Here is a 23,486-nt window from a genome sequence, read left to right on the forward strand (position 1 = left end):
TGGAGAGCGCGGTCGGCACCGGAGCGGCCGTGGAGGGTGACGGACGGGAGGCCGGAGTGCGGGCCTCCCGTCCGTCAGCGCCGCGTCGTCAGCGGTAGGCGCGCTCGTAGGGGGCGGGCTTGTACGGCAGGTCGACGCGGAGCGTCTGGGCGGCGCGGATCGGGAAGTTCGGGTCGCGCAGCGCCCCGCGGCCGACGAGGACGACGTCGGCCTGGCCGAGGGCGACGATCTGCTCGGCCTGGAACGGGTCGTCGATCATGCCGACGGCGGCGACCGGGAGGCCCGTGGCCTGCCGGATCGAGGTCGCGAACGGCAGCTGGTAGCCGGGCCCGACCGGGATCGGCGCGTCCGCGACGTTGCCACCGGTGGAGACCGACACCAGGTCGACCCCGTGCTCGCCGAGCCACGCCGACACCTGTTCGGTCTCGGCGAGGTCCCAGCCGCCCTCGACCCAGTCGGTCGCCGACAGACGCACGACGAGCGGGACGGCCTCGCCGACCTCGGCGCGGACGGCGTCGACGGTCTCGAGGAGCGCCCGTGCGCGGTTCTCGAGCGAGCCGCCGTACTGGTCGGTGCGCTCGTTCGACAGCGGCGACAGGAACTCGTGCAGCAGGTACCCGTGGGCGCCGTGCAGCTCGAGGAGGTCGAAGCCGGCGTCCACGGCACGACGGGCCGCGGCGGCGAACGCGACGACGACGTCGGCGATGCCCTCGGTCGTCAGCTCCGTCGGTACGTGCAGGCCGGGGAACGCGATCGGGGACGGGCCGACCGGCTGCCAGCCGCCCTGTTCCGGCGCGACGTTGCCGCCGCCCGCGGTCGGGCCCCACTCGCGGCTGGTCGAGGCCTTGCGTCCGGCGTGGGCGAGCTGGATGCCGGCGACGGCGCCCTGGCTGTGGATGAAGTCGGTGATCGGTCGGAAGGCGTCGCGCTGCTCGTCGTCCCACAGGCCGAGGTCCTGCGGGCTGATGCGGCCCTCGGGGACGACGCCGGTGGCCTCGACGATCACGGCGCCGGCACCACCACGGGCGAGGGCCCCGAGGTGCACGAGGTGCCACGGGGTGGGGACGCCGTCCTGCGCCTCGACCATGTACTGGCACATCGGCGGGATCCACACGCGGTTCCGGATCTCGAGGCCGCGGAGGGTGATGGGGTCGAAGAGTGCGTGGGTCACGCGGGTCCTTCCGTTGGTCGTACAGGGGACCAACCGACGGATGCGGTGCCGCCGGGAGGCCCGTCCACAGTACGACTGTCGCCGTACTGGCCGCCCAGGACTCAGCAGAGCTCCATCGGCGGCACCTTCGTCGAGGCCACCCAGATCATGTTCACCTGCTCGCCGGCGGCGTCCAGCTGGAAGGTGATGAAGCGGCCGTCCTGCTCGATCGTCCAGAACGAGTACGGACCGTCCGTCGAGCCGTCCGTCGAGTAGCTGCCCGAGACGGCGATGTCGGGGTAGGTCTGTCGGAGCTCGTCCAGGGTACTGCCGATGCCCATCCCCTCCGGGGTGCTCGGGTTGTCGTCCACGGCACCGGCGGGAACGGGGTCGTCGCCGGTCGGGCTGTGCACCGAGACCGCGGACACCGCGCCGTCGCGGTGGAGCACGCTGAGTGAGCCGAGCCCCGGCCGGTCGAAGTCCGTGATGTCGTCGGGTCGGCACGGTTCGCTGTTCGGCAGCCGTGCGTAGCCCCGGTCCACGTCGTCGAGCTCGCCGGAGGCCGGACCCCCGAAGGCGATCGGACCCACCTCGGTGCCGGTGATCGTCCACGTCCCCGGGTCGGCGAGGTCGTACGGGCGTCGGACCGGTCCGGTCTGGGGAGGCGTCGGCGCCGGTTCCGGCGTCTCGACGACCGGCGCTGCGGCTGGTGTGCTCTCGGGTGCTGACGGTGCCGCCGTGGCACTCGGTGCCGGGGCGGCCTGCTGCATCTGCGGGACGACGGCCAGCGCCACCGCGCCGCTCGCCGTGCCGAGCGCGAGCAGGGCGACTGCGGCGACCACGATCCCGGAGCGGTGTCCACGACGCTTCGGGCGCCGGTCGTCCGCGTCGGCCAGGACGTTGTGCTTCATCGAGACGAGCATCCGCTGCAGGTCGTCTCCGGTGGGGGGCTCAGTGTTCATCGTGCGTCACCGCCTTCTTCAGTCGTGCTCGGGAGCGGGAGACCCGCTGGGTGAGGGCACCGACGCTCAGCCCGAGCATCTCCGCGGCTTCGGTGTACGAATGGCCCTCGATGAGGCACAACTCGCAGATCCGGCGGTCGAGTGGTGCGAGTGAGTCGATCTCGTCACGGACCCACCGGAGGCGCTCGCGGGCCTCCTCGGCCTCGGGCGGGGAGGCCAGCTCGGCCGGCAGTTCGTCGCTCGCCTGCTTGGCGACGGCACGGGCCTGGTTCCTGGCGTGGTTCCGGCACACCACGAGCAACCACGGCAGGAGCGCGCGCGTGGACAGTTGCAGGGTGTCGGCCTTCTGCCACAGCGTGAGGAACGTGTCCTGCACGAGTTCCTCGACGTCCTGCCGGCTCCCCGCCAGCGCCCAGGCGTAGCGGGTCAGCGTCGGCGCGAACCGGTCGAACGCGTCCGCCAACGCCGCCTTGTCGCCGCCGGCGAGCCGTCGCGTCAGGCTGACGTCCGCGTCGGTGTCGTTGTCTGTCTCCACGGTGCTCCCTCCACTCCAGCAATGTCGGCGGCGGCGCGATCCTGACACAGACGTCGGTTCCGTCCACAGGGACGCGGTCCTGTGCGCGAGGTGGGTGGAACGGCACTACGCTCGGACGCGGCCCGCGACGCGATGCTGCGCCAGGTCTGCGGGCCGTCCAGCTCTGGCGTTCAGGAGGACCGAAGTGACCGAATCCGCACCCGTCGACCCCACATCGACCGCAGGATGGAAGCAGCTCGACGGCATCGCCGCCGGGTTCTCCCCGGACCTCCGAGGGTGGTTCGACGCCGACCCCGGTCGCGCCGAGAAGTACACCTTCCAGGCAGCCGACCTGACCGTCGACCTGTCCAAGGGCCTCGTGACCGAGGAGATCCTGCAGGCACTGCTGCAGGTCGCGAAGGACACCGGCGTCGCCGAGCGGTACCAGGCGATGATCTCCGGTGAGCGCATCAACGTCACCGAGGACCGTGCCGTCCTGCACACCGCGCTCCGCCGCCCGAAGGCGACCGAGGGCCTCGTCCCCGCCGCGCCGCTCACCGTCGACGGGCAGGACGTCGACGCCGACGTGCACGCCACGCTCGACAAGGTGTACGGCTTCGCCGAGCAGGTCCGCTCCGGCACCTGGACGGGCGTCACCGGCAAGCGCATCGAGACCGTCGTCAACATCGGCATCGGCGGCTCCGACCTCGGTCCGGTCATGGTCTACGAAGCCCTCAAGCCGTACGTGCAGCAGGGGCTCGAGGCGCGGTTCGTCTCGAACATCGACCCGGCCGACATCCACGAGAAGACCGCGGACCTCGACCCCGAGACCACGCTCTTCATCGTCGCGTCGAAGACCTTCGGCACCCTCGAGACCCTGACGAACGCCCGGCTGGCGCGCCAGTGGCTGTGGCAGGGGCTGGGTCTGTCCGACGCCGGTGACGACGAGAAGAAGGACGCGGTCGCGAAGCACTTCGTCGCCGTCTCGACCGCGCTCGACAAGGTCGCCGCGTTCGGCATCGACCCGGAGAACGCCTTCGGCTTCTGGGACTGGGTCGGCGGCCGCTACTCGGTCGACTCGGCCATCGGCACCAGCGTCGTCATCGCGATCGGCAAGGAGAACTGGGAGCAGTTCCTCGCCGGTTTCCACGCCATCGACGAGCACATGCGCACGACCCCGCTCGAGCAGAACGTCCCCGTCCTGATGGGCCTGCTCAACGTCTGGTACACGAACTTCCTCGGCGCCCAGAGCCACGCGGTCCTGCCGTACACGCAGTACCTGCACCGGTTCCCGGCCTACCTGCAGCAGCTCACCATGGAGTCGAACGGCAAGCGCGTCCGCTGGGACGGCTCGGACGTCGTCACCGACACCGGCGAGGTCTTCTGGGGCGAGCCCGGCACGAACGGCCAGCACGCGTTCTACCAGCTCATCCACCAGGGCACGCGCCTGATCCCGGCCGACTTCATCACGGTCGCGAAGCCCGCGCACGCGCTGGCCGACCAGACCGGTGACGGGAAGGCCGTGCAGCCGGGCCAGGACGTGCACGCCCTGTTCCTCGCGAACTTCTTCGCGCAGTCGAAGGCGCTCGCGTTCGGCAAGACCGCCGACGAGGTCCGCGCCGAGGGCACGACGGACGAGATGATCGTCGCCGCTCGCACCTTCACCGGCAACAAGCCGTCGACGTCGATCCTCGCGCCGGAGCTCACCCCGAGCGTCCTCGGCCAGCTGATCGCCCTCTACGAGCACATCGTGTTCACCGAGGGCACCATCTGGGGCATCGACTCGTTCGACCAGTGGGGCGTCGAGCTCGGCAAGCAGCTCGCGCTGCAGATCGCCCCGGCGGTCGACGGCGACCAGGAAGCGCTCGACGCGCAGGACTCGTCGACGAAGGCGCTCATCGCGAAGTACCTCGAGCTGCGCGGCTGACGCCGCCCGGCCGGGAGGCCCGGTGCGCGCTGGCAGGGTGACGTCCCTGTCCGGCGGGCTCCGGGCCTCCCGTCGTCCGGGGGGGGGGGGCGGACAGCCCGCCGGGGCGTCGTGGCCCGACGGGAGTCCACCGAGCCGCCGGCTCCGTCAGGAGCGCCGGGCGAGCACCACGGTGTCGTCGAGCGTCGCCTGGCTGCCGTCCGGGGCGGGGACGTGCCGGGTGCGCAACTCGGCGACCTCGACCGTCCACCCGTCGCCCAGCGCGAGCTGCTCGACCTGCTCCTCGGGCCCGACCAGGGGCTCGGCGTGTTCGTGCTCGCCGTGCGACGCCCACGAGGGCGACCCGGCGTGCCCGATGACGACGAGGTGCCCACCGGGGGCGACGAACGTCGTCGCGCGGCGCAGCACCGCGGCCCTCGGGAACGACACCGACGAGTGCAGGAACGACGCGGCGACCAGGTCGAAGCGCTCCGCCGTGTCCCACGTGGCGAGGTCGGCCTGCACCCACCGCACCCGGTCGTCGAGTCCGACGCGCTCCGCCTCGGCCCGTCCGCGGTCGAGGGCGTTCGGAGCGATGTCGACCGCGGTCACCCGCCACCCCTGTGCGGCCAACCACAGGGCGTCGCCGCCCTCGCCGGACCCGAGGTCGAGCGCGGTGGCGGTGGCGCCGGCGTCGGCGCGCTCCGGGGCGGGCACGAGCGGCTCGAGCACGTCGACGAGGGAGGCGTTCGGCCGTCCCGACCAGATCGGCGAGTCCCCGTAGCGGGCCGTCCAGAACGTCTCGGCATCGGATCGGGGAGCGGGGTGCGCAGTCATGCGCGCAGCATCCCACCGGCGCTCATCCAGGGCCAGTACGATTGCCGGATCGGCAACGGGGACGACATCCTCGGGGTCCGTTCGACGCAGTCGCAACGGAGACCCAGCCTCGATACGGAAGTATGTGCAAGTGACGATCATGACCGAGCGGCCTCAGCAGGACACCCCGAGCGCCGAGACGGAGCGACCCGGCAACGCGACCGTCCGTTTCCAGAACGCCGCGATCCTCGCCGTGGAGACCACCGTCGCCGAGCGCGTGACCACGTCCGCGGACATCGAGGAGAAGCTCCGCGGGGTGCTCCGCCGACTCCGCCTGCCGATGGGGCTGCTCGAACGCGTGGCGGGGGTGCGGGAGCGCCGCAACTGGGGCGAGGACCAGTCCTTCCAGACCGCCGCGATCGACGCCGGTCGTCGGGCCATGGCCGCCGCGGGCATCCAGCCGGAGGACGTCGGCCTGCTCATCAACACGTCGGTGACCCGTCCACACCTCGAGCCCTCGGTGGCGGTGCGGCTGCACCACGGCCTCGGCCTGCCGACGTCGGCGATCAACTTCGACATCGCGAACGCGTGCCTCGGCTTCGTCAACGCCATGAGCGTCGCCGCGGGCATGATCGACTCCGGGCAGATCAAGTACGCGCTCATCGTGGACGGCGAGGACGCCGACCAGGTGCAGCTCAACACGATCGACCGCCTCAACCAGGGCGGCCGGAACCGCAAGGACTTCATGAGCGAGTTCGCCAGCCTGACGCTCGGCTCCGGTGCTGCCGCCGCCGTGCTCGGCCCGGCCGACCTGCACCCGGCCGGCCACCGCATCGTCGGCGGGGTCACCCGTGCGGCCACCCAGTGGTACGACCTGTGCGTCGGCAGCGTCGACGGCATGTTCACGGACGCGAAGATGCTGCTCAAGGGCGGCATGGAGCTCGTCGTCGCCGCCTGGAACGAGGCGCGCGCGCACTTCGACTGGACCGACATGGACCGCTACGTACTGCACCAGGTCTCCGACGTGCACACGAACGCCTTCGTCCAGGCGATCGGCGTCGAGCGCGACAAGGTCCCCACCACGTACGAGCGCTTCGGCAACGTCGGCCCGGCGTCCATCCCGATCACCCTCGCGGACGAGGTCGCGCGCGGATCGATCCGTCCCGGTGACCGCGTGTTCCTCGGCGGTGTCGGCTCCGGCATCAACACGGCGATGATGGAACTGCACTGGTGACACCGCGGTTGCCCCGCGCCGCGGCGAGCACGGCTCCGGCGACGCTCCCGCCGCCCCTGCCCGGACTCGACCCGGCGTGGTCCCGCCTGGTCACCGTCCCCGCGTCCGCCGGTCCGACGGGAGGCACAGTCCGCCCCGAGCGCACCTGGCACGTCCTCGACACGGCCGCGGAGCTCGACGAGCTCGGCCTGCAGCCCGTCGGCACCCTGCTCTGCGTGCACGGCAACCCGACCTGGTCCTACCTGTGGCGCTCGGTGCTCGCGCACTCGCTCGAGGTCGCGGCAGCCGGTGGTCCGGCGTGGCGCGTGGTCGCCGTCGACCAGCTCGGGATGGGCTTCTCGGAGCGCACCGGCGAGGACCACCGCCTGGCCGACCGGGTCGCGGACCTCGGCGCGCTGACCGACGAGCTCGGCCTGACCGGACCGGTCGTCACGCTCGGTCACGACTGGGGTGGTGTCGTCTCGCTCGGTTGGGCCGTCGACCGCCCCGACCTCGTCGTCGCGGTGACGACCTGCAACACCGCGGTCCACCAGCCCGACGACGCCCCGATCCCGGCACCCCTGCGCCTCGCGCTCCGCCCGCACCTGCTGGGCCGGGCCACGGTCGTGACGCCGGCGTTCATCGAGACCACCCTCGCGATCGCGCACCCGCGGCTCGACCGGGCGACCGCCGACGCCTACCGCGCCCCGTACCGCGGCGCTGCCCGACGGGGGGCGGTCGGCGGGTTCGTCGCGGACATCCCCGTCGACGCGCAGCACCCGAGCGCCGCCGAACTCGACCGCATCGCAGCCGGCGTCGCCGCGCTCGACGTGCCCGCGCTGCTCATGTGGGGGCCGCGGGACCCGGTGTTCCTCGAGCGGTACCTCGACGACCTCGCCGAGCGCCTGCCGCAGGCCGACGTGCACCGGTTCGAGGGCGCCGGCCACCTGCTGCCCGACGACGCCGACGTGGCCGGCACGGTGTTCGACTGGCTCGGCGACCACCTGCCGGACGGCGCGGTGCCCGCCCAGGCCGCGGCGAGCCTCCCGGCCGGACCGGAGGAGCACGCCGGAGCCGACGCAGCGCGCCCGCTCTGGGCGCACCTGGAGGACCTGCGCGAGAGCGACGAACCCGCCCTGGTCGAGATGGCCGCCCCCGGCGGGACCCGCACGATCAGCTGGCGGCTGCTCTCCCGGCGGATCGAGGAGGTCGCCGCGGGACTCGTCGACCTCGGCGTCCGTCCGGGTGACCGCGTCTCCCTGCTGGTGACCCCCGGCGCCGACCTGACCGCCGCCCTGTACGCCTGCGTCCGCGTCGGCGCGGTCGTCGTCGTCGCGGACGCGGGACTCGGCCTCGGCGGGTTGACCCGGGCGGTCCGCGGTGCCCGCCCGGACTGGATCATCGGTGCGCTCCCCGGCCTCGCCGCCGCGCGGGCGCTCGGCTGGCCCGGCCGCCGGATCGCCACCCTCGCACTGCCCGCGCCGGTGCGTGCCGCGCTGCGGGTCGAGCAGACCCTCGCCGCGGTCGCCCGCCGTGGTGCCGCGCGCCTCGCCGCCGGGACCGCCCTGCCGGTGGCCCCGGCCTCCGACGCCCCCGCGGCGGTGCTGTTCACCTCCGGCTCGACCGGGCCCGCCAAGGGCGTCGTCTACACGCACGGACAACTCGGCGCCGTGCGGGACGCCCTCGCCGGCCAGTACGGCGTCGGCGTCGGCACCGGACTCGTCGCCGGCTTCGCACCCTTCGCGCTGCTCGGCCCCGCACTCGGGACCCGATCCGTCGCACCCGACATGGACGTCACCGCGCCCCGGACCCTGACGGCCCGGGCGGTCGCGGACGCCGTGGTCGCGGCGGACGCCACCGTCGTGTTCCTCTCGCCGGCCGCGCTCGCCAACGTCGTCGCCACGGCGGACACGCTCACCGACGACGACCGTCGGGCCCTCGGCCGCGTGCGGCTGTTCCTGTCGGCCGGGGCTCCCGTGTCGGCCGCGCTGCTGACCGCCGCGACCGAGCTCATGCCGAACGCGAGCGCGCACACCCCCTACGGCATGACCGAGGGTCTCCTCATGACCGACGTCGACCTGGACGGGGTCCGCGCCGCCGGCTCGGTCTCGTCGTCCGGCATCTGCGTGGGACGACCGGCAGCGTCCGTGCGGGTGCGCATCGCCCCGCTCGACGCCGACGGCCGTGCGACCGGAGCCCTCACCGAGACCCCCGACGTCACCGGCGAGATCGTCGTCGCGGCGCCGCACGTGCGGGACCACTACGACCGGCTGTGGCGCACCGACCGGGCCGCACGCCTCGGCGTCGACGACCCCCGCGGACACCGCACCGGGGACGTCGGGCACCTGGACGCATCCGGGCAGCTCTGGGTCGAGGGCCGCATGCAGCACGTCATCACGGCCCCGTCGGGGGTCGTCACCCCGGTCGGCCCCGAGCAGCGCGTCGAAGGCGTGGACGGCGTCGGGCGAGCGGGCGTCGTCGGCGTGGGGCCCTCCGGCAGGCAGCAGGTCGTCGCCGTCGTGGAGACCGTGCCCGCCGCTCGTCGTGCCGGGCTCGCCGACCCGTCGCTCGCCGACGCCGTCCGGGCAGCGGTCGACCTGCCGGTCGCCGCGGTGCTCGTCGTGCCCGTGCTCCCGACCGACGTCCGGCACAACTCGAAGGTCGACCGGGCGCGACTGGCCCGTTGGGCGGCCTCCGTGCTGGCCGGTGGACGGATGACCCGACCGTGACGGTCCTGGTCACCGGAGCCAGCGGGTTCCTCGGGCGCGCCGTCGCCGCCGCCGTCCGCGACGCCGGGCACGCGGTGCGCACGTTCCAACGCCGACCCTCGGGCGTCGACGGTGTCCAGGACGTCCTCGGCACGATGACCGACCCGGCAGCGGTCCGGACCGCGGTCGCCGGGGTCGACGCCGTGGTGCACCTCGCCGCAAAGGTGTCGCTGGCGGGGGACCCGGCGGACTTCGTGCGGGTGAACGTCGACGGGACGCGCGACCTGCTCGCGGCCGCCCGCGAGGCCGGGGTCGCCCGCTTCGTGTTCGTCTCGTCACCCTCGGTCGCCCACACCGGGGAGTCCATCGCCGGGGACGACGCCACCCCCGCCTCGCCCGGGTCCGCCCGCGGGGACTACGCCCGGACGAAGGCCGCCGCCGAACTGCTCGCCCTCGCCGCCGACGCCCCGGGGTTCGCGGTCGTCGCCGTCCGTCCGCACCTGGTCTGGGGGCCCGGCGACGAACAGCTCGTCGGCCGGATCGTCGACCGGGCGCGCCGCGGTCGGTTGCCGGTGCTCGACTCCGGTGCCGCCCTCATCGACACCTGCTACGTCGACAACGCCGCGAGCGCGATGGTCGCCGCCCTGGAGCGCGCCGAGGTCGTGCACGGCAACGCGTACGTCGTCACGAACGGCGAACCACGGCCGGTCGGGGAGCTGCTGGCGGGCATCTGTGCCGCCTCGGGCGTGCCGGTCCCGCGGCAGCACGTGCCCGCCGGGATCGCCCGCGTCGCCGGGTCCGCGGTCGAGGCCGTGTGGCACGTCCGACCGGGCGTCGACGAGCCGCCGATGACGCGCTTCCTGGCGGAGCAGCTGTCGACCGCGCACTGGTTCGACCAGCGCCGGACGCGACGGGACCTGCGGTGGGAACCGGCCGTGTCGATCGACGAGGGCCTCCGCGCGTTGGCCGCCGCCCGCTGACCCGCGCCCGCAGGGGTCAGCGCTCGAGGAGCATCCGACGCGCGAGCCGGGCGATCTCGCGGGTCGCGGGGGAGAGCGGGACGTCCCGGCGTCGGACGAGGGCGATCGTGTCGTACAGCGGCTCGGCGAACGGCACCGTGTGGATGCCGGCCGGGAAGGTCGGGGCCTCCGCGACCGCGCGCGAGACGATCGTGTCTCCGGCACCCCGGGCGACGAGGTCGAGCGCCGAGTCGACGTGCTCGACCTCGATCCGGGCGGTGAGCGCGACCCCGGCGAACTGTGCGCGTTCGGCGAGCTGCCGTCGGGTCGGGTCCCGCCAGCCGTAGTGGGCGTCGTAGAGGATGAGGTCCGCTGCGGCGAGGTCCTCGATGGTCACCGGGCGTGCGGTCCGGGCCGGATCGGCGGAGGCGTACAGCACGTCGTCGCGGCGGAGCGGCGTGACCTCCAGGCCGTCGGCGTCGATCGGCAGGACGACGAGGCCGGCCTCGAGGTCCCCGGCGGTGACCGCATCGGCGACCTCGACGGAGTTGAGCCCGATGACGCGGAGCCGGACGTCGGGGTAGCGGGAGTGGAACCGCTCGAGCAGGCGGGAGAGGAAGTAGTAGTTCGCGTTGCGCAGGAGCCCGAACGTGGCGACACCGCCCTGGAGGCTCGTGAGGTCCCGCAGCGTCCGGTCCGCGTCGTCTGCCGCCTCGACCGCTCGCCGGGCGTGCGGGAGGAGGGCTTCGCCGGCGCTCGTGAGGACGAGACGTCGGCTGGCGCGGGTGAACAACCGGACGCCGTACGACTCCTCCAGACGACGGACGAGCTCGGACACGGACGGCTGCGCCATGCCGAGCTGGGCGGCGGCAGCGGAGAACGAGCCGGCCGTCGTGATGACGAGGAAGGCCCGCAACTGGGTCAGGGTCACAGGGAAACCCTATGGCTGATCGTGGATCATCTGGCCTTGTCCTTGTGGAGCAGCCCGGGCAGGGTCGTCTGCATGAAGCTCAGCCCTCGTTTCGTGGCGGACAACGCCGATCGGTTCTCGTTCCTCAAGGCCCCGGCCGTGGACGCCCCCGAAGCCCAGCGCGACCCCGCCGTCGCCGAGCGGGTCGCCGCGATGCTCGCAGAGATCGAGCGCGACGGGCTCGAGGCGGTCCGCCGGTACGCCCGCGAACTCGACCACGCCGACGTCGTCGAGCTCAGCGCCGAGGAACTCGCCGCGACCGGTGACCGGCTCACCTCGGAGCTCCGCGCGGCCATCGAACTCGGTGCCGCACGGACGCAGCAGTTCGCGCGGCTGCAGCGCGAGCACCTCGTCGACTTCTCCGCAGAACTCGTCCCCGGGCTCACCGTGGGACAGCGCTACGTCCCGGTCGGCAGTGTCGGCGCGTACCTGCCGGCCGGGCGCTTCCCCCTCACCGCCAGCGCCTTCATGAGCGTCGGCGTCGCGAAGGCCGCCGGCGTCCCGACCGTCGTGGCCTGCACCCCGCCGCAGCCCGACGGCGGGGTCAACGCGGCCGTGGCGTACGCGGCGTACGTCTCCGGCGTCGACCGGCTGTTCGTCGTCGGTGGCGTCCAGGCGCTCGCCGCGATGGCGTTCGGCCTGCTCGGTGCCGCTCCGGTCGACATGATCGTCGGGGCCGGCAACGCCTTCGTCGCCGAGGCGAAGCGCCAGCTCTTCGGTGCCGTCGCCATCGACCTGCTGGCCGGGCCGTCCGAGGTCGCCGTGATCGCGGACGAGACCGCCGACCCGGAACTCGTGGCCGCCGACCTGCTCGGCCAGGCCGAGCACGGACCGAACTCGCCGGCCGCGCTCGTCACCACGTCGCGGGCGCTGGGCGAGGCCGTCATCGCCGAGGTGGAGCGCCAGCTGCCGACCCTGTCCACGAACGAGATCTGCGGACCCGCCTGGCGCGACCACGGCTCGGTCGTGCTCGTCGAGGACCGCGAGTCCGCCGCTGCCGTCATGGACGAGTTCGCACCCGAACACCTCGAGGTGCAGACCGCCGAGGACGCCTGGTACCACGACCACCTCACGAACTACGGTTCACTGTTCATCGGCACGTGGAGCACGGTCGCCTACTCGGACAAGGGCATGGCGGGCACGAACCACACCCTCCCGACCGCCGGTGGCGCCAAGCACAGCGCCGGTCTGTCCGTGTCCCGGTTCCTCAAGCCGCTCACCTTCCAGCACATCGCCCGCGAGGCCACCCCCGAACTCGCGGACGCCGTCGACGTGATCTCGGCCAGCGAGGGCATGTCCGCCCACCGCGCCACCGCCACCCTGCGGACCGCCCGGCTCACCCGCTCCACCTCCCCCGACCCCGCACTCACGACCCGGAAGTGACCATGACCACACCAGCCGCACGCCGTCGAGGCCTCCTCGCCACGGTGCCCGTCATCGGCCTCGTCGTCGCCCTCGCCGGGTGCTCGGCGCCCGGCTCCGGCGGGCCCGTCGGGCAGGTCGACCAGCCCGAGATCACGAAGGAGGTCACAGCCTCGGACGTCGACGGTGACACGACCCTGACGATGTGGGCCGACGTCGCCGAGAAGCCGCTCATGGAGAAGCTCGTCCCGGCCTACGAGAAGGCCTACCCCGACGTCGACGTCGAGATCACGTACAAGAGCTTCGACGACCTCATCGCCACCGTGGTGAACGCCGCGAACTCGGCGAACGCCCCGGACCTCTTCCAGGGCAACATCGGCTACGCGGTGGACGGCGCGCTCGTCAAGGGCGACCTCGTCCGACCGCTCGACGACGTCGCCGAGGTGTACGGCTGGTCGAACGGCACCGGGGCGTCGACCCTCGGGCCCGCGCGCTGGAACGACGACGGCACCGCGTTCGGCTCGGGCACGCTGTACGGCATGTCCGTGATCAGCGAGGTGCAGGGCATCTACTACGACAAGCAGAAGCTCGACGACCTCGGGCTCGAACCGCCGACGTCGATCGACGACCTCGAGCAGGACCTCGCGACGGCGAAGGCAGCGGGCGAGCAGCCGATCATGCTCGGCAACTCCGACCAGTACGCCGCCACCCACGTGTTCTCGGACATCGCCGCGACGAAGCAGGACCCGTCGTCGATCGCCGCCTGGATCGGTGGGAAGTCGGGCTCGACCTTCGCGACCGAGGGCAACGAGGAAGCCGCCCAGACCATGCACGACTGGGCCGAGAAGGGCTACTTCGGGTCCGGCTACGACGGGCTGAGCAACGAGGACGCCATCGCCCGCTACGCCGACGGCACCGGCGTGTTCTTCGTCGGTGGCTCGTGGAACGGTGCCTCGCTCGACTCGGACTCCTTCGGGTTCGCCCCGCTGACGTCCGGCGGCGTCGGTGCCACCGCGTCCCCGTGGCACATCAGCAGCAAGTCCGAGCACCAGGAGGCCGCCATCGCGTTCCTCGGGATGATGCACACCCCCGAGGTCGGCCAGTGGATCCTCGACACCGGTCGGCTGCCCGTCGTCACCGACGGCGTCAGCTCCCAGGACCCGCTCCAGGAGCAGACCCTGACCGCGCTGAAGGACACGATCGCCGCGGGCACCCAGGTCGGCTACTACGACTGGAGCACCACGGACATGCTCACGGAGATGGGCGGCGCGCTGCAGGAGGTGATGGCCGGTCGGACGACCCCGGCCGACTTCACCGAGACGGTCCAGCGCACCTGGGCGAAGGCACACGGCTGACATGGCCACCACGCTCGCCGAGCGCGGGACCGGCCGGGCGACGTCGCGTCGACGTCGCCCGGCCGCCACCCGTGTCAGCTGGAGTTCCCTCCTGTACGTCGCCCCGGCGCTGGCGTTCTTCGTCGTGTTCGTCGTGGTGCCGATCGTCCAGTCGGTCCGGATCTCGTTCTACGACTGGGACGGCATCAGCGTCGCGACCCCCGCCGGCCTGTCGAACTACGCCGAGGTGTTCGCGGACGCCGACCTCCGCCAGGCCCTCGGTCACTCGGCCGTGCTGCTGGTCTTCTACGCCGCGCTGCCCGTCCTGGTCGGGCTGCTGCTCGCCGGGGCGATGTCGCGCATCCGCATCCACGGACTGACGGTCTTCCGCGCGGTGCTGTTCCTGCCGCAGATCCTGTCGAGCGTCGTCGTCGCCGTGGCCTGGCGCGGGCTCCTGGCCGAGGACGGGCCCGTCAACGACGCACTCCGCGCCGTCGGCCTCGGCGGTCTCGCGCGCAGCTGGCTCGGTGACTTCGGCACGGCGCTGCCGTCGATCGGCCTCATCGGGACCTGGGTCGAGTACGGGCTGTGCATGGTGCTCTTCCTGGCCGGCATCGCCACGATCGACCGGTCCCTCTACGAGGCGGCCCGGCTCGACGGTGCCGGAGCGATCCGGGAGTTCACGTCGATCACGCTGCCCGCCCTGCGCCCGCAGATCTCCATCGCGCTCATCCTGACCATCACGTTCGCACTCCGGAACTTCGACCTCATCTGGAACACCACGCGCGGCGGTCCCGGGACCTCGACCACGGTGCCGAGCGTGTTCGTGTACCAGGACGCGTTCCAGGACCGTGCGCTCGGGCAGGCCTCCGCGCTCGCCGTGGTGCTGACGGTGCTCATCCTGGTGGTCGTCGGCATCGTGCAGCTCGCCCTCCGCGAGCGGAAGGGAGCGGCGTCGTGAAGGTCGCCCGCAGTGAGACCCTCGTCACCCACGCCGTGCTCGTCGTCGCCGCGCTCGTCGCGGTGTTCCCGCTCGCGTCGGTGATCGTCACCTCGCTGAGCGGGGACGACGGCGGGATCGGCTTCGACAACTACGCCGACGCGTGGACGCAGGGCGGCTTCGCATCCGCGCTCGTCTCCAGCGCGATCGTCGCCGTCACCGTGGTCGCCGTCACTGCCGCGGTCGCCTGCCTGGCCGGGTACGCCCTGGCGCACATGCGGGTGCCCGGTGGCCGGCTGCTGCTCGGTCTGCTGCTCGTCGGGCTCGTCCTGCCGTACGAGGTCACCGTGCTGCCGCTGTACCAGATGCTCGCGGGCTGGGGCCTGGTCGACACGTACTGGGCGCTCATCCTCCCGCAGATCGGGTTGTCGGTGCCGCTCGGGGTCTTCTGGATGCGCTCGTTCTTCGCGTCGGTGCCGGGGGAGCTGCTCGAGGCCGCTCGGATCGACGGTGCCTCCCGCTTCCGGATCCTCCGGAGCGTGCTGACACCGGTCGCGCTGCCGGCCGTGGCGACGCTCGCGACGATCCTGTTCCTGTTCACGTGGAACGAGTTCCTGCTCGCGCTCGTGCTGGTGCCGCAGAACGAGGCCGTCCAGACGGCACCGCTGTCGCTGTCCTTCTTCTCCGGAGCCCAGCGCGGCGCGCAGCCCGACGTCACCGCCGCCGCCGCGGTGCTCGTCGCCCTGCCGATCGTCGTCGCCTACGTCCTGCTCCAGCGCCGACTCATCACCGGGCTGACGGAAGGCGCGGTCAAGTGACGGCCGGGGGGACCGGCGTGGCCCGCATCCGGTGCGAGCAGCTCGCCCCGGTGCTCGGCGACCTCGACGGCAACAGCAGGGCGGTCCTCGACGCGGTCGAGCGGGCGGTCGTCGACGGTGTCGACCTGCTCGTCCTGCCGGAGCTGGCGACGAGCGGGTACGTGTTCCGCGACGCCGACGAGGCGGCGGCGGTCGCCGTCACGCCGGCGGACCCGCTGTTCACCAGGATCGCGGGACTCCTCGGGGGGACGGAGACCGTCGTCGTCGTGGGCTTCTGCGAACGGGACGGACGGGTGCTGCGCAACAGCGTCGCGGTGGTGGACCGCACGGGGGTCCGGACCGTCTACCGGAAGACGCACCTGTGGGACCGAGAGACGCTCGTCTTCACGCCGGGCGACGCCGCGCCTCCCGTCGTCGAGACCGCGCACGGGCGGATCGGCGTCCTCGTCTGCTACGACATGGAGTTCCCGGAGATGCCGCGGATGCTCGCGCTCGCCGGCGCCGACCTCATCGCCGTGCCGACGAACTGGCCGGTCGGCGACCACCCGGACCGCGACCGTGTGGCCGAGGTGATCGCCGCGCAGGCCGCAGCCCGGACCAACGGCGTGTTCATCGCGTGCTGTGACCGGGCCGGCACCGAGCGCGGGCAGGACTGGAACGAGGCGAGCGTCATCGTCGACCAGTTCGGCTGGGTCGCCGCCGAGACCGAGGCCGGCGCGGGCGCGACCGCGATCACGGTCGACGTCTTCCCGGCCCTCGCACGCGACAAGTCGACGAGCCCGCACAACGACTGGATCGGGGACCGCCGCCCCGAGCTCTACGCACGGAAGGTGCCGACCGCATGACGACCCCCGACGGAACCGACTGGTGGCGCACCGCCGTCATCTACCAGGTCTACCCGCGGTCGTTCGCCGACCTCGACGGTGACGGGACCGGTGACCTCGCCGGGATCACGGCGCGGCTGGACCACGTCGCCGCGCTCGGCGCCGACGCGGTCTGGCTGTCGCCGTTCTACCCGTCCCCGCAGGCCGACGGCGGCTACGACGTGGCCGACTACCGGGACGTCGACCCCGTGTACGGCACCCTCGCCGACGCAGACGCCCTGCTCGCGCGAGCCCACGAGCTCGGGCTGCGGGTCATCGCCGACCTCGTCCCGAACCACTGCTCGGACCAGCACGTGCTCTTCCGTGCCGCGCTGGCCGCCGACCCGGGCAGTCCCGAACGTGGCATGTTCCACTTCCGCGACGGGCGCGGCGAACACGGCGAACTCCCGCCGAACGACTGGCAGTCGATGTTCGAGGGCCCGGCGTGGACCCGCGTCACCGAGTCGGACGGCACCCCCGGCCAGTGGTACCTGCACCTCTTCGCGCCCGAGCAGCCCGACTGGAACTGGGACGACCCCCGGGTGCACCGGGAGTTCGAGACGACGCTGCGCTTCTGGCTCGACCGCGGGGTGGACGGGTTCCGCGTCGACGTGTGCGACGCGATCGTCAAGGCCCCGGGCCTCCCGGACTGGCCGCACGCGACGCACGGCGTCGTGGAACCCGTCGACGGCGTGATGCCGCCGATGTGGGACCAGGAGGGCATCCACGCGGTCTTCCGCGAGTGGCGGCGGATCCTCGACGAGTACGAGGGCCCGCGCATCCTGTGCGCCGAGGCGTGGCTCCCACCGGAGCGCGCGGCCCGCATCGTCCGGTCGGACGAGATGCACCAGGCCTTCAACTTCGCCTACCTGTCGCTCCCGTGGGACGCGGCCGCGATCCGGGCGAACGTCGACACGAGCATCGCGGCGAACGACGCCGTGGGCGCCCCGACCACCTGGGTGCTCTCGAACCACGACGTCATGCGGCACGCGAGCCGGTTCGGCTACGACGGCCCGGTCGAGCTCGAGGCCGGCGTGGGCGTCGACGACGCGCAGCCGGACCGTGCCACCGGTCTCCGCCGTGCCCGGGCCGCGACGCTCCTCATGCTCGGGTTGCCCGGTTCCGCCTACCTGTACCAGGGCGAGGAACTCGGTCTGCCCGAGGTCACCACGTTGCCCGACACCGTGCGCCAGGACCCGGTGTGGGAGCGCTCCGGCCACCGGATCCGGGGCCGCGACGGGTGCCGGGTCCCGATCCCGTGGACGCCCGACGGGCCGTCCTTCGGCTTCTCGTCCACGGCGGACACATGGCTGCCGCAACCGGCCGACTTCGGCGCGTTCGCCGTCGCCGCGCAGGAGGAGGACGAGACCTCGACCCTGGCGATGTACCGACTGGCGCTCGCCGTCCGACGGCGGGCCGACCTCGGCGGCGGGACCCTGCGCTGGCACGACACCGGTTCCCGCAGCGTGCTGGCGTGGTCGAACGGTGGGGTCACCGTCGTCGGCAACCTCGGACCGGAGCCGGTCCGGCTGCCGGCAGCGGAGGGTGCGCCGGGCGGCGACGTCCTCGTCGAGTCGGTGCCGGGCGCGTTCACGGACGGTCTCCTCGCGGCCGACGCTGCGGTCTGGTTCGCCACGGACGGCGGTCGCACGACGTGACCCGGTGACGGTGCGCCCGTCACCCGGTGGGCGCACCGTCCGCGGTCGGTCCGTCGGCGGACCGGTGACCGGATCCGGTCCGGAAGGCCCGTTGCGCGTCGGTCGTGCAGGGTACCGTCGTCGCATGGACCGTTCCGAGATCCTCGCGGCCGCAGCAGCGGCCCACGCCGCGCGCATCGCCGCTGCCGGCGGTGACGACCGCGGCGCCCGCGAGCGGGCCGAGGCGGCATCGGCCGCGCCGGCGCCCGAGCGTCGCCGCTCCGCGGACGCCGAACGGGCCGCCGAGTCGGACCGTGCGGCCGACCGGACCGAGGGCGCGCTGTCGGACTGGCGCCGGATGGGCACCCGCCGCGGCGTGACGCCGGACGCGCAGGTCCGGAGCGCCTGGACGGTGACGGGCGTCCCCGAGCAGGGTGACGCCCGGGCGTTCGCGAACGTGTTGCTCTCGACCGCCGGGCACGCGGGCCGGGTGGCGGACGCCGCGCGTCGCAACGAGCGGCTCGCGGGGGCCGCGCGAGCCGCCGCCCGACGGACCGTCCGTCGCTACACCGACCACGGGGCGGGGATGTCCGCGCTCGGGGACGTGCTCGACGCCGGCCCGGTCGCACGCGACGACGACGGCGGCGCCGAGCGCGCCTGATCCCACCCGGAGCGGTCCGGGTGCGGACGCGTCGACCGGTCTACCGCCGGAACGGGTCCAGGTTCAGCACGGTGTCCTCGTACAGGTACTGCTGGTCGCCGTACACGGTGACGTCCGGGTTCAGCCAGACCAGGTCCTTCACGGTGAGCCCGAGCCGGTCGGCGACGGCGCCGATGAGGTCCTCCGACGCGATCCGGTACGCGGTCGGCGACCCGTCGGCCGACCCCTCGCTGCTCGTCGTGCCGGTGGCGTTCGGACGGGCCCCGCCGTCGACGGGGTGCACGTTCGTCGTCCGCGCCGGCACCGACCAGCGGACCGGTGCGACCGCGAGCACCTTGTCCGGCCCGAGTTCGACCGGCAGGTCGGGCCCTGCCGACTCGGCCGCCGAGTAGACGACGAGCGTGCCGAGCCACGACGGGTCCACCCGTCCGGGGTCCATGTCGGTCGTGGTCGGGGCCGGGGCCGCGGGGGAGCCGCCCCCGAGCACGGTGTCGCCGACGCCGTGCCAGGTCAGCCCGTCGCCGACCGAGGGCGGGGTCTCGAGGAAGGTGGTGCCGACGGGGACCGGCAGCGTCGAGGAGAACCCGGACCACTGCACGGTGGGGTACCCGTCGTCGGCGACGACCACGCGGTAGTGGAACCGGACGCTGCCCTTCGGCGTCACGACGTCCGCCTCGCTGATGACGGTGCCGACCGGGATCGGTGAGACCGTCGGGTCCGGCGCGGCGGCCTCGGTGGGCACCGCCGTCGGGGTCCGCGGTGACGCGGACTCCGCGATGCGGCGGGCTTCGGCACTGACGCTCGGGTCGGGTGCCGGACCCGACCGGTCGGCGGTGGCACTGCGGCTCGGTGCGGGCAGCTCGTCGGGTCCGCGGAGGAAGGCGCACCCCGCTGCGGTCGTGACCACGACCGTCGCGAGCACGAGCGCCCCGAGCAGCCGACCCGGTCGGGGTCGAGCCCGTCGCGGTCGATCCGGTCGTCCTCGTCCGGCGTCCCCCTGGTGCATGGTCTCCCTCGTCCCCCTCACGCCGGGAGCCTACCGGCACGGTCGTCGCCCCCGGGCGCACGAACGCGGGTACTGCACGTCGGTCGAGCGCGGTGGTGGGATGATCACTGGTGGTCCGCCGGGAGCCGTCCCGGGATCGTGGACCGTGCCGTTCCTGCCCAGGGACCTCCCCTCGCGATCACGGACGAAGGACACACCAGATGGCCAACACCCGACCCGCAGCACACGACGCCGGACTCCCCCCGGTGGGGACCGGGCCGCACCGCCGCCGCCTCGGGATGCTGGCACTCGTCGCGACCTTCGGCGGCCTGCTGTTCGGGTACGACACCGGGGTGGTGAACGGCGCACTGCTGCCGATGCGGCAGGAGCTCGGCCTGACGGACGTCACGGTGGGCGTCGTCACGAGCTCGCTGGCCTTCGGGGCGGCGGTCGGCGCGGTGTCCGGCGGACGGATCGCCGACGCGTGGGGGCGACGGCGGACCATCATCCTGCTGGCGGTGCTGTTCTTCGTCGGGACGCTCGTGTGCGTGGCAGCACCGTCGTTCGGTGTGATCGTCGTCGGGCGTGTGCTGCTCGGCCTGGCGGTGGGTGGTGCGTCGACGGTCGTGCCGGTGTTCCTCGCCGAGCTCGCGCCGTACGAGATCCGCGGCTCGCTGTCCGGGCGCAACGAGCTCATGATCGTCATCGGGCAGCTCGCCGCGTTCGTCGTGAACGCCGTCATCGCCGGGCTCTGGGGAGAGGGTGGCGGGGTGTGGCGGGTCATGCTCGCCGTCTGCGCGCTGCCCGCCGTCGCCCTGTTCGTCGGGATGCTCCGCGTGCCGGAGTCGCCGCGGTGGCTCGCGGCACACGGGCGCGACGACGCGGCCCTCGCCGTCCTGCGCCAGGTCCGGGCGGCGGACCGCGCCGAGGCGGAACTCGCGGACATCCGCCGCGCGCACGCGCACGAGCACGAGGCACGGAAGCAGCGGGAGAGCGGGTGGACCGCCCTGCTGGGGAACAAGTGGCTCGTCCGGATCGTGCTCGTCGGCGCCGGACTCGGGATCGCCCAGCAGCTGACCGGCATCAACTCGATCATGTACTACGGCCAGTCGGTCCTCATCGAGTCCGGGTTCGAGGCCTCGGCCGCCCTCATCGCGAACATCGCCCCGGGGGTCATCGCTGTGGTCGGCGGTGTGATCGCGATCGCGAACATGGAGCGGATCGACCGCAGGACGACGCTCCTGCTGGGGTTCTCCCTGACGACGGTGTGCCACTTCCTCATCGGCATCGCCTCGGTCGCCCTGCCGGCGGGCAACCCGGCGCGACCGTGGGTGATCCTGGTCCTCGTCGTCGCGTTCGTCGGCTCGATGCAGACCTTCCTCAACATCGCGGTGTGGGTCGTGCTGTCCGAGGTCTTCCCGACCCAGATCCGGGCGCTCGGCATGGGGATCGCGGTGTTCTGCCTCTGGATCGCGACCGCGCTCGTCGGGCTGTGGTTCCCGTCCGTCGTCGCCGCGACGGGCATCACCGGGACGTTCTTCGGCTTCGGGGTCGTCGGCGTCCTCGCACTGCTGTTCATCTGGCGGTTCGTGCCCGAGACGCGCGGCCGCACCCTCGAGCAGGTCGAGGAGGGCGTCGCCTCGGGCAGCCTCTTCACCGCCGACGCGGTGGGACATCGCTGACGACGACCCGCTGACGCACGGGAGGCCCGTCACCAGCTGGTGACGGGCCTCCCGTGTCCGAGGTCGGCTACGGGCGCAGGAGCACCTTGCCGACGCGACCGGCGGTGTCGCTCGCGCGGACCGCGTCGCGGGCGTCCTCGAACGCGAACGTCTCGGACACCGGGAGCGTCAGCGACCCGTCGAGCACGCGGCTGATGAGTTCACCGAACAGCTGCTGCTTCGTCTCGGACGGCATGGTCCGGCTGACGACGCTGCCCCAGAAACCCTTCACGGTGAGCTGGCCGAAGATGACCTTGCCGGACGGGATCTCGAGCGTGGGGGAGGCCATGGCGCCGAAGACGACGAGGGTCGCCTCGTCGCCGAGCACGGACGCGATGTCGCCCGCGGCCTTCCCGCCGACCGACTCGACGCCGGCGCGGATCGGGGCGCCGCCGGTGATGGCCGTGACCTGGTCCTGCCAGCCCTCGGTGTCGGTGGCGACGATGCGCTCGATGCCCTGGGCGCGGAGCTCCTCGACGCCTTCGGCACGGCGGACGAGGCCGATCACGTTGATGCCGCGGGCGGCACCGAGCTGGGCGACCATGCGGCCGACGGCCCCGTTGGCGGCGTTCTGGATGAGCCAGTCACCCTCGTGCAGGTCGAGCGAGTGCAGCAGGCTGATGGCGCTGAACGGCATCGAGACGAGCTGGGCGGCGGACTCGTCGGGCATCGCGTCCGGCACGGGGATGAGCCCGGCCGCGTCGGCGACGGAGTACTCGGCCCAGACGCCGAAGGTGCCGCCGGCGACGCGCTGGCCGACGGAGAGGTGGGTGACGCCCTCGCCGAGGGACTCGACGACGCCGAGCGCCTCGGTGCCGGACTGCGCGGGCAGCTCCGGCTTGAAGCCGTACGTGCCGCGGATCGTCCACAGGTCGTGGTTGTGGATCGGGGAGAGCACGGTCCGGACGAGCACCTGGCCGGCGCCCGGGGTCGGGACGGGGCGCTGCTCGACGGTGAGGACGTCGGCGGGCTCACCGAACTCCGGGTGGACGACGGCACGCATCGTGGTCTGGTCTGCCATGGTTCAGTCCTCCGAGACGGTGATGGTGACGTCGATGTTGCCGCGCGTCGCGTTCGAGTACGGGCACACCTGGTGGGCGGCGTCGGCGAGGGCCTGGGCCTGGTCGTGGTCCACGTCCGGGATGACGACCTCGAGCACGACGGCGAGCTGGTAGCCGCCCTGGCCGTTCGGGCCGATCTGGACGCGGCCGCCGACGGAGGAGTCCGTGACCGTGACCTTCTGCGCGCGGGCGACGCCCTGCAGTGCGGAGTGGAAGCACGCGGCGTACCCGGCGGCGAAGAGCTGCTCGGGGTTGGTGCCGGCGCCGGAGCCACCCATCTCCTTCGGGATGGCCATGTCCAGCTCGAACGAGCCGTCGCTGGTCTGGACCTTGCCGTTGCGGCCTCCGCCGGTGGACAGGGCTTCTGCGGTGTAGAGGACGTCCATGTGGTGTCCTTCCTTCCTTCGTGGGGTCTGTCTGGTCAGCGGGTGACCGGGGCCGCGGTGGCGGCCGCGCGGTGCATCGTCTCGGTGAGGCGCTGCAGTGTCGCGATGAGGTCTGCGGCCGACTGCTCGTCCGGCAGGCCGGTGCCGGCGGCGACACGTCCGGGGACGTGCGCGAGCTCGGCGCGGAGGGATCGCCCGCGCTCACCGGTCGTCACGGTGACGACGCGTTCGTCGGTGCTGCGGCGTTCGCGGCGGACGAGGTCCGACTGCTCCATGCGCTTGAGGAGCGGCGACAGGGTGCCGGAGTCGAGCTGCAGGTGGTCGCCGAGGCTCGACACGGTCTGGTCGCCCTCGACCCACAGCGTCACGAGGACGAGGTACTGCGGGTAGGTCAGGCCCCACGGCTCGAGCAGGCTGCGGTACGCCTGGGTCGTCGCCCGCGTCGCTGCGTAGAGGGAGAAGCACACCATCTCGTCGGTCACCGGCATGAGGACACTGTTGCACTCCATCAGGTTGTACA

General features: G+C 73.0%; 21 protein-coding genes. 12 read left to right on the forward strand and 9 right to left on the reverse strand.

Translation table 11 applies throughout. The annotated features are described in order from the left end of the window. Positions 1-88: 88 nt before the first annotated feature. The 3 genes from DEI83_RS08065 to DEI83_RS08075 form a co-directional block, all read right to left on the reverse strand. A complete protein-coding gene (locus DEI83_RS08065; protein WP_111081382.1) occupies positions 89-1,171 on the reverse strand; it encodes an NADH:flavin oxidoreductase/NADH oxidase in 1,083 nt (360 codons plus the stop codon). Between the two features lie 101 nt (positions 1,172-1,272). Then, positions 1,273-2,112: a hypothetical protein gene (locus tag DEI83_RS08070; protein ID WP_146241552.1), complete on the reverse strand. Its 840-nt coding sequence runs from the start codon at positions 2,110-2,112 to the stop codon at positions 1,273-1,275. Beyond that, entirely contained in the window at positions 2,102-2,647 is a 546-nt protein-coding gene (locus tag DEI83_RS08075; RefSeq protein WP_111081386.1) for an RNA polymerase sigma factor, read from the reverse strand. Before DEI83_RS08075 ends, DEI83_RS08070 begins: the two co-directional genes overlap by 11 nt. 184 nt (positions 2,648-2,831) lie before the next feature. Between DEI83_RS08075 and pgi the strand changes: the two genes are divergently transcribed. After that, entirely contained in the window at positions 2,832-4,553 is a 1,722-nt protein-coding gene (pgi, locus tag DEI83_RS08080) for a glucose-6-phosphate isomerase (protein WP_111081388.1), read from the forward strand. Between the two features lie 147 nt (positions 4,554-4,700). On the opposite strand, the gene DEI83_RS08085 is transcribed toward pgi, so the two are convergent. Beyond that, positions 4,701-5,369: a cyclopropane-fatty-acyl-phospholipid synthase family protein gene (locus DEI83_RS08085; protein WP_111081390.1), complete on the reverse strand. Its 669-nt coding sequence runs from the start codon at positions 5,367-5,369 to the stop codon at positions 4,701-4,703. A gap of 139 nt (positions 5,370-5,508) precedes the next feature. Here DEI83_RS08085 and DEI83_RS08090 point away from each other — a divergent pair, with 139 nt between their 5' ends. Genes DEI83_RS08090 through DEI83_RS08100 form a run of 3 tightly spaced genes read left to right on the forward strand, consistent with a single transcriptional unit; the run spans position 5,509 to position 10,249 of the window. Beyond that, positions 5,509-6,582: a 3-oxoacyl-ACP synthase III gene (locus tag DEI83_RS08090; RefSeq protein WP_111081564.1), complete on the forward strand. Its 1,074-nt coding sequence runs from the start codon at positions 5,509-5,511 to the stop codon at positions 6,580-6,582. Further along, a complete protein-coding gene (locus DEI83_RS08095; RefSeq protein ID WP_258371116.1) occupies positions 6,579-9,290 on the forward strand; it encodes an alpha/beta fold hydrolase in 2,712 nt (903 codons plus the stop codon). The genes DEI83_RS08090 and DEI83_RS08095 overlap by 4 nt, the downstream gene beginning before the upstream one ends. Continuing rightward, the gene (locus DEI83_RS08100) at positions 9,287-10,249 is read left to right on the forward strand and encodes an NAD(P)-dependent oxidoreductase (protein WP_111081392.1); all 963 of its coding nucleotides are present in this window, start codon (positions 9,287-9,289) and stop codon (positions 10,247-10,249) included. The genes DEI83_RS08095 and DEI83_RS08100 overlap by 4 nt, the downstream gene beginning before the upstream one ends. Before the next feature lie 16 nt (positions 10,250-10,265). Here the strand turns inward: DEI83_RS08100 and DEI83_RS08105 are convergent, their stop codons facing one another. After that, complete coding sequence (locus DEI83_RS08105; RefSeq protein WP_111081394.1) at positions 10,266-11,159, reverse strand: LysR family transcriptional regulator; 894 nt, start codon at positions 11,157-11,159, stop codon at positions 10,266-10,268. A 72-nt stretch (positions 11,160-11,231) separates the two neighbouring features. Here DEI83_RS08105 and hisD point away from each other — a divergent pair, with 72 nt between their 5' ends. The 7 genes from hisD (at position 11,232) to DEI83_RS08140 (ending at position 18,813) form a co-directional block, all read left to right on the forward strand. Then, on the forward strand, positions 11,232-12,581 hold the full coding sequence (gene hisD / locus DEI83_RS08110; RefSeq protein ID WP_111081396.1) for a histidinol dehydrogenase: 1,350 nt from the start codon (positions 11,232-11,234) through the stop codon (positions 12,579-12,581). A gap of 2 nt (positions 12,582-12,583) precedes the next feature. Then, positions 12,584-13,915 carry an ABC transporter substrate-binding protein gene (locus DEI83_RS08115; protein WP_111081398.1) on the forward strand — a complete coding sequence of 444 codons (1,332 nt, stop codon included), beginning with the start codon at positions 12,584-12,586 and terminating at the stop codon, positions 13,913-13,915. A gap of 1 nt (position 13,916) precedes the next feature. Continuing rightward, the gene (locus DEI83_RS08120) at positions 13,917-14,855 is read left to right on the forward strand and encodes a carbohydrate ABC transporter permease (protein WP_111081400.1); all 939 of its coding nucleotides are present in this window, start codon (positions 13,917-13,919) and stop codon (positions 14,853-14,855) included. Continuing rightward, the gene (locus DEI83_RS08125) at positions 14,852-15,652 is read left to right on the forward strand and encodes a carbohydrate ABC transporter permease (protein ID WP_111081402.1); all 801 of its coding nucleotides are present in this window, start codon (positions 14,852-14,854) and stop codon (positions 15,650-15,652) included. The genes DEI83_RS08120 and DEI83_RS08125 overlap by 4 nt, the downstream gene beginning before the upstream one ends. After that, positions 15,649-16,497, forward strand: a complete 849-nt coding sequence (locus DEI83_RS08130; protein WP_220036765.1) for a nitrilase-related carbon-nitrogen hydrolase — start codon at positions 15,649-15,651, stop codon at positions 16,495-16,497. Before DEI83_RS08125 ends, DEI83_RS08130 begins: the two co-directional genes overlap by 4 nt. Beyond that, a complete protein-coding gene (locus DEI83_RS08135) occupies positions 16,494-18,173 on the forward strand; it encodes an alpha-amylase family glycosyl hydrolase (protein ID WP_111081404.1) in 1,680 nt (559 codons plus the stop codon). Before DEI83_RS08130 ends, DEI83_RS08135 begins: the two co-directional genes overlap by 4 nt. Positions 18,174-18,297: 124 nt before the next feature. Continuing rightward, positions 18,298-18,813: a hypothetical protein gene (locus DEI83_RS08140; RefSeq protein WP_146241553.1), complete on the forward strand. Its 516-nt coding sequence runs from the start codon at positions 18,298-18,300 to the stop codon at positions 18,811-18,813. A gap of 40 nt (positions 18,814-18,853) precedes the next feature. Here DEI83_RS08140 and DEI83_RS08145 read toward each other — a convergent pair whose 3' ends face one another. Next, on the reverse strand, positions 18,854-19,840 hold the full coding sequence (locus DEI83_RS08145; RefSeq protein ID WP_146243271.1) for a LysM domain-containing protein: 987 nt from the start codon (positions 19,838-19,840) through the stop codon (positions 18,854-18,856). Positions 19,841-20,019: 179 nt separating this feature from the next. Here DEI83_RS08145 and DEI83_RS08150 point away from each other — a divergent pair, with 179 nt between their 5' ends. Continuing rightward, positions 20,020-21,480, forward strand: coding sequence for a sugar porter family MFS transporter (locus DEI83_RS08150; protein ID WP_111081409.1), 1,461 nt, complete (start codon positions 20,020-20,022; stop codon positions 21,478-21,480). Between the two features lie 67 nt (positions 21,481-21,547). Here DEI83_RS08150 and DEI83_RS08155 read toward each other — a convergent pair whose 3' ends face one another. From DEI83_RS08155 to DEI83_RS08165, 3 genes are read right to left on the reverse strand one after another with little or no spacing between them, the layout of a single operon-like run. After that, the gene (locus DEI83_RS08155) at positions 21,548-22,522 is read right to left on the reverse strand and encodes a zinc-binding dehydrogenase (RefSeq protein WP_111081567.1); all 975 of its coding nucleotides are present in this window, start codon (positions 22,520-22,522) and stop codon (positions 21,548-21,550) included. 21 nt (positions 22,523-22,543) lie between these two features. Continuing rightward, complete coding sequence (locus tag DEI83_RS08160) at positions 22,544-22,966, reverse strand: organic hydroperoxide resistance protein (RefSeq protein WP_111081411.1); 423 nt, start codon at positions 22,964-22,966, stop codon at positions 22,544-22,546. Positions 22,967-23,001: 35 nt separating this feature from the next. Next, the gene (locus DEI83_RS08165; RefSeq protein WP_181431131.1) at positions 23,002-23,454 is read right to left on the reverse strand and encodes a MarR family winged helix-turn-helix transcriptional regulator; all 453 of its coding nucleotides are present in this window, start codon (positions 23,452-23,454) and stop codon (positions 23,002-23,004) included. Positions 23,455-23,486 lie beyond the last annotated feature (32 nt).

The sequence above is a fragment of the Curtobacterium sp. MCBD17_021 genome (assembly GCF_003234525.1).
Lineage (GTDB): Bacteria > Actinomycetota > Actinomycetes > Actinomycetales > Microbacteriaceae > Curtobacterium.